This window comes from Butyricimonas hominis, from assembly GCF_014287455.1.
Lineage (GTDB): Bacteria > Bacteroidota > Bacteroidia > Bacteroidales > Marinifilaceae > Butyricimonas > Butyricimonas muris.
This window is the reverse complement of sequence record NZ_JACOOH010000008.1, coordinates 190,619-205,049: the sequence shown is the minus strand read 5'-3', so window position 1 is coordinate 205,049 and position 14,431 is coordinate 190,619. Positions and strand designations below refer to the sequence as shown.

Below are 14,431 nucleotides of genomic sequence, written 5' to 3'. Positions count from 1 at the left end.
AATACGAAGAATAATCAAATAAATTTTAAATAACCATATTATGAAAAAAAGAAAATTATTTCAGTTTTTTGCAACTGCACTTGCTTTGGCGTTTGTTGGTTGCAGTCATGATGCCCTGACAGGCGACGACCCAGAGGGGGATCAGAATGGCCCAAAAGACGCCGTTTACATGAACGTGACGGTGCAATTGCCCGTGGCAGGAGGAATGGGGGGGAGAAGTATTACCAATACTGGTACTAATGGTGACTATGGGACGAGTACAAGCGGTACTGAAATCGGTAAGGATCATGAAAATGTCGTGAATACCGTTCTGCTGGTACTGGCTGAAAAAGGGACGAATAAATTCATCGCTTGCGGTACACAAAACGGATTTGCTACTCCGAGTGACGGCAAAATCAAGACGGTTCAATCTATTGAAAAATCGAAATTGTCACAGTATTATACTAATACTGATAATGGTGATGGAAATGGTACATTAAAGTCCGGCAAAGAGAAAATTAACGTGTACGTGTTCTGTAATCCCACACTACGGTTACAGACTAAACTTAAGGGCTTGAGCAGTGGTGCAGAGTGGATTGATGAAACGGGAAAAGTTATAGAGAGTGACAAAGGTGTATTTCCTACTACGACTGAACAAGATGGGGGTGCTGTTTGGGGTGGTTCAGACCACAAGCAAGGCTTTTTGATGGCTACCGCCAAATCGAATGATATCGAAAAGGAAATACCCAAAACGTTGTCCGGATGGGATAACCATAATACGGCAGAAAAAGCATTCGATCTAACCGGACCTAATTATCTGGGAAGTAGCTCCGAGATTGATAATGGTAAAACAAATAATATTGAGGTAGGATCCATCGATGTGGAACGTGCCGTGGCTCGTTTCGATTTCAAAGACGGAAGTCCTTTAGCCTCAACATCGCCCTGTACCTATGATGTGGTGACATATAAAGATAATAATGAGGATAAAACTCTTATTCAAATAGAATTAACGAAAATGGCTTTGGTAAATATGAGTAAGGAGTTCTATTATCTTCGTCGCGTGTCAAATGACGGTTCGGATAAAGTACCCGGTTTCCCTGAAACTAATACTAATAACTTCGCTTATTGCGGAGTTGAAACGCTTTCCAATTACGTGGTAGATACTGATCCGACCTTTAAAACTGGAACTTTGGAAAAGAAAGGAAAAGTATATGCTAGCCATTTCAATTTCTGTTTGGGTGATACTACACTTACTAATATGTGGACTATTAATGAGAATGCACGCGGGCAATGGTACACATCAGAAATTTCAGATGTGCTTGACGGTTTAGATGATACCGATGACGGTTGGAATGCTACTGATAAAATAGGCTATAAAATCTGGCGTTATGTAACAGAGAATACCATTCCGACTGATGTTGCCAATCAAAAACATGGTATCTCTACGGGTATTGTGTTTAAAGGTAAAATGGTTGTCCCGGATGCATTAAGAGGTTCCGAAAAATATGGGGAATTGTATAACACTATAAATAATGCAGGCGATGTACTTACTGGGAATCCTAATGAAGACCCGATTTTATACGCTCATAGTGGTAATTTGTATCTAACTTGGAAAGAAGTACGTGCTGTTGCCATCGATAATAAAGAGTCATATCCGGCGTTCTATAATGCTGTATTCGGCACGGTTAGTGAGGAGGAGGATAAGCAGCCGAAAGCGGCAGCCGAAGGCGCAGCACCTGTTTATAGTACTGACGTGAATAGTCCCGATTTCTGGTGGGCAAAATGGCAGGATGCTGAGAATGTAGATGATTCTGGGCTTTCAGAGGAAGATAAAGATAAAGACGCTCGTGAGGAATTCAAAAGAATTGCAACTAGCGAGGGTGTTGAGTTTACTATTTACCAGTCTAGCAAGGAAGTGGATGCAAAGGGGCAGGTAATAGCTAAGGGGTACTATTGTTATTACTACTATTGGAATCGTCATAACGATAACAATAATGCAACCACCATGGGGGCCATGGAATTTGGTGTAGTACGCAATAACGTGTATAAATTGGCTGTTACTGATATTAGTCGGCTGGGGCATCCTCGCATCTCGGAGAATGATCCTGACCCGGAAGATCCTGATAAACCGGACGAAGAAGGTAAGATCTATTTTAAACTCTCTATCGAGGTGTTGCCTTGGGTAGTTCGCGTGAATAATATTGAATTCTAAGAGGATACCCATGCGAAGTAGCAAACGAAATATTATATCAAGACTCGTGGGTGCGGCATTAAGTGTCGCATCCATGGGGCTTGCTTTTTCGTCGTGCAAACTCATCAATGAAGACCTTGACCCGTGCCCGCACGGTGTATCGTTACGCTTCGTCTACGAGTACAACATGGAGTATGCCAATGCATTTCACAAGCAGGTGGACTGTCTGACACTCTATATCTATGACGAGGACGACAACCTCGTGGACACGCGGGTGGTGACCGGGGCGGAACTACAGGACGAGAATTACCGGATGGTGCTGGAGCTCGAGGAGGGAAATTATCATTTCGCGGCATACGGGGGAATGGCGTGCGAACAGAGTTCTTTCTCGCCGGTGGAGACTCCCGTGGTGGGCAGCAAGCGGACTGACCTGAAAGTCATGCTGGATGCCGACTGCCTCACCGTGCCTGAGCGGCGCGAGCTGCACGATATGTTCTGGGGAGAACTTACCCTCGGGACCGCCGACCTTTACAACGAGGGAACGGTGGAGATGAGGAAGAACACCAACAGCATACGCGTCGTGCTGCAACAAGAGAACGGGGGAACGGTCAACGCTGACGACTTTGACTTCGAGATTATCGATGACAACATCCTGTTCGGGTATGACAACGATCTGATACACGATGCCGTTTTGTTCCCCGAGGGGGAAACCGTAACCTACATTCCCTGGGCGAAGGGACAGGCACAGACGGGAGTCGCTATCGTGGGGCCCGACGAGGTGGTGCCCCAACCCGTGGACGTGGCGTACGCTGAACTGAGTACCTCGCGGTTGATGATGAAGAACAACCCGCGCCTTCTGGTGAAAAACCACGAGACCGGGAAGACGGTGATAGACTTCCCGCTGAAGCGCTACCTGTTGTTGCTTCGCGGCGAGCGTTACAAGATGGGCGACCAGGAATACTTGGACCGCGAAAGCCGTTGGACGCTGTTTTTCTTCTTGAGGAGTAACGATATTTGGTTGAACACACGCATCGTGGTAAACGATTGGGTGGTACGTATCAATGACGTGGAATGGTGATGGACGGAAAAATGTGATACAAGAAAGAGAAAACTGTTTTTTTTATGAAACTGAAGCATCGACATATCATCAGCATAGTTTTCCTGCTTTGCAGCTTGCTGGGATTCACCTCGTGCAACAAGGATTCCTTTAAACTGTCTCGCGAAGAGGGAGAAGAAAAGGATAACAGCGTGTTCCTCACTTTCCACACTGACGTGGCAGGAGGTTTTTCCCGCGCGGGTGAGGGTGAAGAGGGCGCTGACGAGAAGATCAGGCAGTTGCTGGTCGTGATTGTGTCGAAAGAACCGGGGGATGACGGCAAGTGGGAGGTGGAACACAACCGCTTGGTAAAAGGAGCTTCAACCGGAATTCCGTTGACAGACGGGCACACCTTCAAGGTGGAAGCCGGTCGCCAGAAGAGAATTTACCTGATTGCCAACCACGGGAACTTGAAGGATACGGGTGGAAAGCCGTTTGATTTCACTAACCAGGCATTTCTCCCGAATGAATCCGGCAAAGCGCCGGTGGAGGCGTATGTCTTCAAACCCGCTTACAAGCCCGGCGATGACGGCATACCCATGACCGCTGTGTATGATATCACGGTACCGGATAAGGAAAATATCACAAACGATGAATACGTATTAGGATACACGCTGTACGTGGTGCGGGCTGCCACCAAATTCTCGTTCAATTTTGAAAACCGTTCGCGGAGAAAGATTTCCGTGACCGGCATTGAGGTCGAGAACCTGATAACCGACCAAATGTACCTGATGCCTCACGTGAACAAGAATGCCGGGGGGCACTGTTGGGTGGTCGATAGTACAAGCGTGGACAATTATAAAGAATTGCCCTTCGACGAAGGGGCATCCAACGCCACGGACAAGAATTGGATAGATTGGATGGTAATAGAAACGGGAAAAACGGAAACGGACCACTACGAGTGGTTGACGGACTATGAGGTGCCGATGGGAACGACGCATGTTTCTCACGGGTTGCTTTCCTCCCCGCTGGTGCTACCGGCAAAGACGGACGAAACACTTCCCGAGGTAGCTTCCGCCGCTATTTATTTGCCGGAGAGCAAGAGCGTGAAAAGCGGAGATAACGCTTTGAAGCTACAGGAATACAAAGTGACCATTCGCACGGAAGAAGAATTATTGGATGGAAACAAAACGACAGCAGTTTATACTTCCACATTGCCACGCCTCGGTTCGCTCTTCCGTAACACGCACGTGAAGGTAAATATCGTGTTTAACGCCCTCGAGTGGCAAGTAGATGTGGAACCGTACTGGGGTGTAGTACTGGATCCGAAATTCGGGTTGGACGACCCTAAAGAAAAAACGAACGAATTCGAGAAATCGCAACAGATATGAAATGTAAGATAACCATATATACCCTCTTGTGCCTGCTGTTTATCGGCACGTTTTCTTGCAAGGACGATTTGTATATTGATGATGAAAGAGTAGGCGAAGGAGAATGCGTGATTAGTGGAACAGTGAAGTTTAAACCTCTTACCCCCACTCTGAATGGGAACTCGCGTTCTGCGGGGGATGCCATAAAGGCAATCAAGAGCCTGTGCGTGTTGCTATATAATGAAGATGGAAATTTGGTAAATAAATATCCGGTTGAGAATTATACTATTACAAATATTAAGAGAAAAGACGAGAATAGAACGGAATCAATCGGAGGGGAAGACAAGACGTTGCCATTGGCAGAATCCGAAACACCGTGTGCCACCTTCCGTTTGACTGTACCTTACGGGAAGTATTATATCTACGCGGTAGCCAACATGGGGGACTTATCCGGATATAATGACGTTATTAAAACGATAGCGGGATTAAAAAATATTTCTTTAATATGGAACAAAGATGATATAGGTGCCAATAACCAGATGTTCGGTCATTTCTTCTCGGATGCCCAAAGTAACGAAGCGCCTGTATTGACTATTAACAAGCAGAGCGAGAAACTACAGGCGTGGGTACGCCGTGCCGCTTCCAAAGTGACCGTGGCATTTGACGGTTCAAGCCTGAAAGAGGGTGTTTCGATTTATCTCAAAGAGTTACGTATAAAAAATATACCTAAGTCATGTAGTCTCGGTAACGATAACACCGCCAAGAGTGACGAGAATCTTATTCCAACAGGAGAAGAGGTAGTGTACAGCGAATCTGCGAGTTATGATGCGAGCTATCCCGCGCTCATCACAAAAGACACGCCTTGCTACCCGAGAGTACAGGAAACGGGTGAAAACGGAACAATGTCATGGGTGATGGATCCTAACGCTCACTCTGAGAATAACCCTAGTTCACTTTTCTTCTACGAGAATATGCAGGGAACCGGACCTAATAAACAACAGATTGACAACAACAACGATGGTATTCTTGATACCTTGTATCAATACAGGCAAAAACCATACGCCACCTATATTGAGGTGGATGCCTATTACGAGTCTACAAATCCAGAGCGACCGGGAATGTGTAACATTACCTATCGCTTCATGCTTGGACAAAACGTTGTGCAGGATTATAACGCCAAGCGCAACTGCCATTATAAACTGACGCTGCATTTCAACGGATTCGCCGATGAGCCTGACTGGCGCATTGACTATGTGACCCGTCTTTGGGTAACTCATCCTGAAACAGTTGATTACCGAGGCAAATATTTTGTGCCAACCTACAACAATACCATGCCAAATTATGGAAACACTTTCATGGGAGACAATTTCATTACAGTAACGAGTTTTATGTACCAGGCGGATAGTTGGGAGAATCATGATCCGGTGGAATATAAAATCGAGTACAAGGATGCCGGTAGCGATGAATTTACCGAAACATGTCCGGATTGGCTTGGCGGTTTCACCACTACACATGAAGGGAATGGTGTGTATAAATTGAAGATTAAGTATAATAACCCTTATACGTCTGTGAAGCTGGATTCGATGCTTTCGGTGAACGCTAACAAAGGCGGTGACCTATCGATGAAAGACGGTAAGAGAAATACTGCCAATTGCTATATTGTGGATGCAAAAGGAACATACGAATTTCCCCTAGTATATGGTAATGCCATTACTAATGATGTTGTAAATTCCGATGCCTACACCTTTAAAGGGACAGAGCTGCCTGGATATTCTGCACATTATCTTAAAAAATTTAAGAATTATAAGGGTGACGAGATTAGAAGTCCCTATATTTTGGAAGATACCGGCGAAACTAACGTTTCGGCATCGCTGGTATGGCAGGATGAGTTAAATCTGATTACAGACGTAAGATATGAACCAGGTGCATGTAGTGGAATAGGAGGTGTCCGATTCTCAATTGGAAACATCAAGGAAGGCAATGCTGTGATAGCACTTAAAGATTCGAAAAATACAATCATGTGGAGCTGGCATATTTGGGTCACGGCGATTGATTTTTCTGAAAAAAATGTAGTGCTCAGCCGTCCATACCGAGAGTTTGACCAATGGACTAAACCGCAGGAGCAGGAGTTTGAAATAATGCCTGTTAATCTCGGATGGTGTTCCGGAGGCAAGCCTATCCGGTATTATGACAGGCACGAGTGTGAGGTAAGGTTTACACAGCTTATTAGCCAAGCAGGACAAGAAGGTCTATCGATGACCGTGAAAATCATCCAAGAGCCTCACGTAGCTATCCCTTGTGGAAATAATCCTTATTTCCAATGGGGGCGTAAAGACCCATTCATCGCCGGTGGCAATGCAGATAAGACAACCAAGACATGGTATGACGCCGGTGGCAATATGAAAAATTCTGCTCCGTCATTAATGTATGCAAGCGATAGTGATAGAAAGGAATCGTATAAGGTGACAGCTGACCTTATCAAAAACCCAGACAAATGGCAGAATTGTCCTCGTATAAACAACAATAGTACTACTCAGCCTTATAGACCTCAAGATAATATTTATTTTAATCTTTGGGACAATAGTAATTGGGATGGAGACGATAAGGTTATTAAGACAATCTATGACCCTTGTCCGGCAGGATATAATGTAAGTTCTCTCTATGAATTCACCGGCTTTACAGAGGACGGCAAGGGCATAACAGGTAGTTTTAGTACGAATTCCTATGCCGTTATTGAGGAGAATATGATGAAGGAGCCGGACTATAAAGATGGAATAATAGAATTCTATACTAATAAAACAAAATTGATTTCTTTAGGATTCCCTTTGAATGGATATAGAGATTGGGATGATAATGCCTTATTACACACTTATGGTGTTAATGGTCAGATATGGCATTCGCAAGCCTCTCCTTATGATGTACCTGTAAATAGTGCTGATGCTGGATTCCGGTATAATGTCAAACATTTTGAATTCTCGCAAGGCGGTACTACTGTAGATGGTAGTACCTATTCTCCCCATATTTGGCCGTGTAATAATTACTATGCTACAGACGGTTTTCCCGTGCGCCCAACTAAAACACAGCCATAGGAGTATCCATGACAGAGAACGAATGTAACCGGATGAGAGGGTGCAAGCCGGAGACAAAAGCAAAATATCGTCCGGCTTTGGAATTGTATGTCGCCACAGACCTCTCCTGTGTCGAAATATGTCGGCGGTGTGGGGTTTCTCACACCGGATTTTCTCGCTATATCGCTAGTTACCATCGCCAATTGATGCTGAAACGCAATGGTGTCGAGTGCGGTCCGGAGATAGCTCAAGTCCGGTTGCGGAAGAAGAGCGGGCAAACCGCTGCTGCCCACGCCAAATACAAGGATGCTATTCGGGCGTGCGATGATGCGGCGTATATCGAGTTCAACGTGTCGCAGATAGCTCGCTTGTTTGAACTGAACCCTTCCGCCCTCGGTAACCAGTTACGGAACCACTATCCTGAAATACTGGAACGACGCGAAAAGGAACGGCATCGTTTAGGGGTGAACGACAACTTGCATCGGGGTGTGAAATCGTGGTGCAAGGAGCAATATGCCGAAGCCGTGGAGCACCTGCGAATCACGGAGGATACCATCAGGCAGACCGCTGACTTGTACGGACTCTCGTCCTCGGGACTACGGGAACATTTGCTGTATTATTATAAGGACTTGATTCGGGCACGGGCGAACAAACGCGAGCGTGCAAAAACGAACAAGATCCGGGGAGAGTTGACAGGGAACGGCAGGAAGCACGAGCCCATGCCCGAGAGCGAGAAAAAGTACCGTGAGGCGATACGGCTGTACCGGACTACCGCCATGACGCAGGAGGAGATTTGCGCGGCAACAGGAGTCACGGTCATGGGATTGCGCCATCATTTGCGGTTGTGGAACAAGGAGTTGATGGAGGAACGTCACGATGTTGACGGGCGTGGAGAGGGAACCCGTCCTACCGGGACAAAATGTTACTTGAAATCAACAGCCGCAAAGTACGCCGGGGCAATCGAACGGTTGAAGGCAACCGGGAGCCCCATGGCGGAAGTGGCGAAAGAGTTCGGGTTGAATCCCGATGTATTCAGGAAGTATCTGCACGAGCACGAACCGGAGCTTGCCGCAACTCTTGGCAGGACGAAGTTATCGAACGGCAGGTCGGTCTTGGCACGTAGTGCGGAGAAATATGACGAGGCGGTGCGCCTGTATGAAACGACAACCGAAACGCTAAAGTCTATTGCCCGGCGGCTGGGACTGCAATACAAGAGCGTGGGAGGTTTTGTACGCCGTAATCATCCCGAGGCGATAGCGGCTCACGATCGTTTGCTCGAACAGGAAAAGAAATTACAGGAACAAAAAGAGAGCCAGAGCTGCGAAAAGGAACAGACGGAAACAACTGTTTCGGTGCAAGAAGAGGAAACCAAGGAGAAAGAACACATCCTGCAGGTACTGAAACAAACCGGCGGTCACAAAAGAAATGCGGCGAAATTATTGGGTATCAGTAAATCCACTCTATATAATAAACTGAGAAAGTTTAATCTTTCCGAATAATAAGGGGGAGGGTGTAAAAACACACCCTCTCGTCCATCAGGTCTGAAAGTCCGTAATGTCGAACCTTCGGCTCCTAAAGTCTATAAAGTCAAATTATTTTTCCAGATTCAACCCTATTTCCAGTTTCGTGGTTTTTTGCAAAACGGAGGGGATGCCTTGAAGCAATCCTTTGATCATTCCGCCCATGTTTCCCATCGTGGCGGGATCAACGTTATCGAGTCCGGCGAGAATGAGGGGGAATATTTTTTCAATGAAAGGTTTGTCGATAAATAATTTCGCCGTGTTGCCTTCCAGCTTGTAGTTTACCGGGATGCCGTTCTTTACCATTTCAACGGCTTCGTTCAGCGTGGCGTTGTTTCTCAAGCTGTCTGCCGGCAAGGAAGCCAGAAGATTGTCAACATTCGGGAAAAAGAGGATTTGATCGTCTTTTACCTTGTATGTAACCATTCCCGGTTTGGATTTTTCCCATTGGGGTTCTGTTCCCTCTTGGTTTGGAACCGCATAGGTCACAACAACATTACCGTCTTTCTGGAACGTGATGTCTTTTAATTGTTGAGCCAGCTTGCTGCTTCCCATGGGAACGACCATCGTGGGGATGCCTGTAACTTTGAAGAAGCCCAGCACGGCATCGTTGGATGCTTCCCATGTCATGAATAGAGGTCCGGACACGAACTTCGGTTTCCCTCCCGGGACTTCTTCCGTTTTGATTTGACTAAGCTTCCATGTTCTGACAATCCCGTCGTTGCAGGAAGAGAATAAATGTAATGCACAAAGCATCATGAACACGCATACAATAGATTTTCTCATACTTCTTTTAATTAAATTGTAAATTATACTATAAAAACGACGAGTTAGCTGTTATCGGGTACAAATATAGGAAAAAAGATGAGAAAATTGTATTATTACGGGTACGATTATGGGGTTTATCCTTTGCTTGAATAACATAGACATCAAAAAATATTGACAAAAATGGCGAAGTTTGTTTCATTGTTTGTGGAAAAGATATATATTTGCAGACTGAAATCTAGGATAAATGAAATATATTATTGAATATTAAATACTTAAAGAAAATGACAAAGGCGGACATTGTGAATGAAATTTCCAGAACCACTGGTATTGAAAAAGTTGCAGTACAAACGACTGTTGAAGCTTTCATGGAAGCGATTAAAGGTTCTGTAATTGATGGAAAGAATGTGTATTTAAGAGGTTTTGGTAGCTTCGTCGTGAAGCAGAGAGCAGAGAAAACCGCTCGTAACATTTCCAAAAATGTAACAATCAAGATCCCGGCTCACAATATACCTTCGTTCAAGCCTTCGAAGAGTTTCGTGAATCAGGTTAAAGATCAAGTAAAATAAAGAAAGGAGTGAAATTATGCCAAGCGGAAAAAAGAGAAAAAGACATAAGATGGCCACTCACAAACGGAAGAAGAGACTTAGAAAGAATAGACATAAGAAGAAATAGTCATCGTTTGTGAGTAGAAAATATAAACCTAAGGGCTACAGTGCCTTTAGGTTTATTTTGATTAATAGATTAATTATCGGGTAGTGAATACTGAGTTAGTCATAGATGTAAAAGCGGAAGAAATTGTGATCGCTTTGTTAAAAGACAAGCGATTGGTAGAGTTGACGACGGAGAAGACTAGCGTAAAGTTTGCAGTAGGGGATATCTACTACGGGAAAGTCAAGAAGATTATGCCCGGGTTGAATGCTGCTTTCGTTAATGTGGGCTACGAGAAAGACGCCTTTTTACATTACCTTGATCTCAGTCCCCAGTTTTATTCTTTAGACAGTTATATCAAGCAGTGTATCGCCCGGAAAGGGATGCCTGTCGCTAAATTGAAGCTGGAGCCGGAAATCAACAAGAATGGGAAAATCGGGGAAGTGCTTTCCGTGGGACAATACGTTGCCGTGCAGGTGGCGAAAGAACCTATATCTACGAAAGGACCGCGTTTGACGTCTGAGTTAAGTATCGCCGGTCGTCACCTTGTGTTGATGCCTTTTTCTGAAAAGGTATCGGTGTCACAAAAAATTAAGTCGGTCGAGGAACGGAAGCGTTTGAAACGACTGATTGAAAGTATACGCCCCAAGAATTACGGGGTGATCGTCAGAACTGTCGCCGAGGGGAAGAATGCGGAGTTGTTTGACAGTGAATTAACAGAGCTTGTGGAGCGTTTTGAAATGGCTTTCAAGCATATTCGGGATATCGAACCTCCCAAATTGATACTGGGGGAGATAGACCGGACCAGTGTCATTCTCCGGGATATTTTGAATCCCTCGTTCGAGAATATATATGTCAATGATTTAGCCGTGAGTAAAGAAATTAAACGCTATATCAGTACAATAGCCCCGGAGAAAGAAGATATCGTGAAATATATATCTACCGATGTGCCGATTTTCGACTATTTTGGGGTAGATAAACAGATCAAGTCTTCGCTGGGACGTACCGTTTCGTTCAAGAACGGTGCTTATCTTATTATCGAGCATACCGAGGCTTTCCACGTGATCGACGTGAACAGCGGGAACCGCGTGAAGCTGGGAGATGATCAGGAATCCAACGCGTTGGAAGTGAATTTGGCTGCTGCCGACGAGGTTGCCCGCCAATTGCAACTGCGTGACATGGGAGGGATTATCGTGATCGACTTTATAGATATGCAGAGTGCGGAGAACCGCCAAAAATTGTTCGAGAAAATGCGCTCGGCGATGGAACTCGACCGTGCTAAACACACTATACTTCCTTTAAGTAAATTCGGATTGATGCAGATCACCCGCCAGCGGGTGCGTCCGGAAATGACCGTGACGACGACGGAAACTTGTCCCGTTTGCCACGGGAGCGGGAAAGCGGATGCCGCTATTCTGGTGATCGACAAGATTGAAGACCAACTGGAATACCTCGTGGAAGAGAGGAAAATTAAATATCTGGTGTTGAAGGTACATCCGTTTATCGAGGCGTATCTTAAAAAAGGTTTCTGGTCACTGCGCAGGAAGTGGGCTTTTAAGCATCGTATACATTTGAAAGTGGTCGGGGTGCCTTCTTTTTATATTTACGAGTATAAGTTTTTTAATCGTTTTAATAGAGAAATAGAATCAGAATAGGTAGTTTTACTTACAATTTTGTTTTCTCGTATTAAATCGATGTTAAAATAGTACCATGGATTTGCGCTACTGCAAATTAATGGTACTTTTGTGTCCGCTGTGTGATAATGCATACGATTTCGAGAAGCATGCAATTTGATGTTTTATTAAATAATTTTTTATGAAAAAAAGACTATTGACGTTGATCTTTACGTTGTTCATGGGTGCCTTCTCGGCTTTTGCCCAGATCTCCGACCCGACCAGTTGGACGTTCTCGCAGGAGAAAACCGGGGATAACGAGTACACTTTGACCTTTAAAGCAACAATCCAACCCGGGTGGACGGTTTATTCAATCAATACCCCGGAAGGAGGACCGATGCCGACATCAATCTCGATCGAGGAAGTTGGTAAAGGTGTAGAATTGGTTGGGGCTCCGGTAGAGAGTGAACCGCACAAAAAACACGATGATGTCTTTAAGGTAGATGTGCTGTATTTCGCGGACACGTATACCGTAAAGCAAAAGATCAAGGTTACCGATCCGGGAGTAACTGCCGTGACCGGTAGTGTTGAATTTCAGGCTTGCCAAGAGGGTGCTTGCGTGCCGGGTTCAAAAGATTTTACCATTAAGTTAGAGGACAAAGGTGGTGCTAAAGCTACTGTTGCTGAGGCTTCCGCGGAGAAGGATGCAGAGCAGGACGATAACCTGTGGATATTCTTCTGGGTGGCATTCGGTAGTGGTTTGCTTGCTGTCGTGATGCCTTGCGTGTTCCCGATGATCCCGATGACGGTATCATTCTTTATGCACGGGGATGCCAATAAGGCTAAGGCAAAAGCTAAAGCTATATTCTTCGCTTTATCCATCGTTGGGATTTACACGGCGTTGGGATTGATTATCTCTTTCCTGTTAGGACCGGGATTTATCAACTGGTTGAGCACGAACTGGCTGCCTAATATTTGCTTCTTTATCATATTCATGGTTTTTGCCGCTTCCTTCTTCGGGGCGTTCGAAATCGTGTTGCCGGCTTGGTTGGTGAACAAATCAGATAAACAAGCGGATAAGGGCGGATATGTAGGTGCTTTCTTCATGGCATTCACGCTGGTACTGGTATCATTCTCTTGTACCGCACCGATCGTGGGAACCGTGTTGGTTGAGGCCGCTCGCGGATCCGTGTTACGTCCGATTATCGGTATGTTAGGATTCTCTATCGCCGTGGCTTTGCCTTTCGGGTTCTTCTCGTTCTTCCCCTCGAAATTGAGCAATCTTCCGAAGTCCGGAGGTTGGTTGAATGCCGTGAAAGTGGTATTAGGATTTATAGAGATCGCTTTAGGTCTTAAATTCTTGATGGTAGCCGACCAGACTTATCACTGGGGATTGCTAGACCGTGAGGTTTACATCGCTATCTGGGTTGCTGTATTCACTTTGCAGGCATTGTACTTGATGGGTAAAATCAAATTCGCTCATGATAGTGAATTGACTCATATAGGTGTTCCTCGTTTGGTGATGATTATTATCACGATGTCATTCGTGATCTATTTGATACCGGGTATGTTCGGTGCGCCGTTAAAAGCTCTTGCCGGATACTTCCCGCCACAAGAAACGATAGACTTCGATATTAACCGTATCGTTCGCGATAACGCCAAGGAGATCATGAAAAGTGGTGTCCGGGTGGGGAATCAATCTTCCAACGGTGTTTCCGATGAGCCGGTGAAATATTCCGACTTCTTGCACTTGCCTCATGGATTGGATGGATATTTCGATTACAATCAGGCTCTGAAAGCAGCTCAGGCGCAAGATAAGCCCTTGTTTATCGATTTCACGGGTCACGGTTGCGTGAATTGCCGAGAGATGGAGCAGAGTGTATGGTCTGATCCTCGTGTGATGGAGATGTTGAAAAACGACTATGTTGTTGTGGCTCTCTACGTGGACGATAAGACCAAATTACCGGCAGAGGAAGTATATGTTTCCGACTATGACGGTAAGAAGAAAAACACGCTTGGAAAGAAAAACACTGATTTCCAGATCAAAATGTTTGAATCCAACGCTCAACCGAACTATATATTGCTGGATAGCCGTCATGGAAGTGACAAAGAGCTGAAACCACATGTATTGCAACCAGCCAGAGGTCATAACAAAGACCGGGATGCATTCGTGAAGTTTTTGCAAGACGGTTTGAAAGAGTATAAAGCTCGTGCCAACAAATAAGATTTGATTAATAA

At 45.2% G+C, this 14,431-nt stretch carries 9 protein-coding genes; 8 read left to right on the top strand and 1 reads right to left on the bottom strand.

The features are described 5' to 3' along the window. Positions 1-40: 40 nt before the first annotated feature. From H8S64_RS17605 to H8S64_RS17585, 5 genes are read left to right on the top strand one after another with little or no spacing between them, the layout of a single operon-like run. Positions 41-2,191: an Mfa1 family fimbria major subunit gene (locus H8S64_RS17605; protein ID WP_186977805.1), complete on the top strand. Its 2,151-nt coding sequence runs from the start codon at positions 41-43 to the stop codon at positions 2,189-2,191. A 10-nt stretch (positions 2,192-2,201) separates the two neighbouring features. After that, positions 2,202-3,248 carry a FimB/Mfa2 family fimbrial subunit gene (locus H8S64_RS17600; RefSeq protein WP_186977803.1) on the top strand — a complete coding sequence of 349 codons (1,047 nt, stop codon included), beginning with the start codon at positions 2,202-2,204 and terminating at the stop codon, positions 3,246-3,248. Between the two features lie 44 nt (positions 3,249-3,292). Further along, positions 3,293-4,597, top strand: coding sequence for a hypothetical protein (locus tag H8S64_RS17595; RefSeq protein ID WP_186977801.1), 1,305 nt, complete (start codon positions 3,293-3,295; stop codon positions 4,595-4,597). Then, entirely contained in the window at positions 4,594-7,665 is a 3,072-nt protein-coding gene (locus H8S64_RS17590) for a DUF4906 domain-containing protein (RefSeq protein WP_186977799.1), read from the top strand. The genes H8S64_RS17595 and H8S64_RS17590 overlap by 4 nt, the downstream gene beginning before the upstream one ends. Positions 7,666-7,673: 8 nt before the next feature. Next, positions 7,674-9,143 (top strand): helix-turn-helix domain-containing protein, encoded by a 1,470-nt coding sequence (locus tag H8S64_RS17585; protein ID WP_255469591.1) that lies wholly within the window; start codon positions 7,674-7,676, stop codon positions 9,141-9,143. 93 nt (positions 9,144-9,236) lie between these two features. Here H8S64_RS17585 and H8S64_RS17580 read toward each other — a convergent pair whose 3' ends face one another. Continuing rightward, positions 9,237-9,950 carry a hypothetical protein gene (locus tag H8S64_RS17580; RefSeq protein WP_186977797.1) on the bottom strand — a complete coding sequence of 238 codons (714 nt, stop codon included), beginning with the start codon at positions 9,948-9,950 and terminating at the stop codon, positions 9,237-9,239. A gap of 245 nt (positions 9,951-10,195) precedes the next feature. Here H8S64_RS17580 and H8S64_RS17575 point away from each other — a divergent pair, with 245 nt between their 5' ends. The 3 genes from H8S64_RS17575 (at position 10,196) to H8S64_RS17565 (ending at position 14,417) form a co-directional block, all read left to right on the top strand. Continuing rightward, positions 10,196-10,498 carry an HU family DNA-binding protein gene (locus H8S64_RS17575; protein ID WP_444860995.1) on the top strand — a complete coding sequence of 101 codons (303 nt, stop codon included), beginning with the start codon at positions 10,196-10,198 and terminating at the stop codon, positions 10,496-10,498. 189 nt (positions 10,499-10,687) lie between these two features. Next, entirely contained in the window at positions 10,688-12,235 is a 1,548-nt protein-coding gene (locus H8S64_RS17570) for an Rne/Rng family ribonuclease (protein ID WP_186977795.1), read from the top strand. A gap of 160 nt (positions 12,236-12,395) precedes the next feature. After that, positions 12,396-14,417, top strand: coding sequence for a protein-disulfide reductase DsbD family protein (locus H8S64_RS17565; RefSeq protein WP_099290152.1), 2,022 nt, complete (start codon positions 12,396-12,398; stop codon positions 14,415-14,417). The last annotated feature ends 14 nt before the right edge of the window (positions 14,418-14,431 follow it).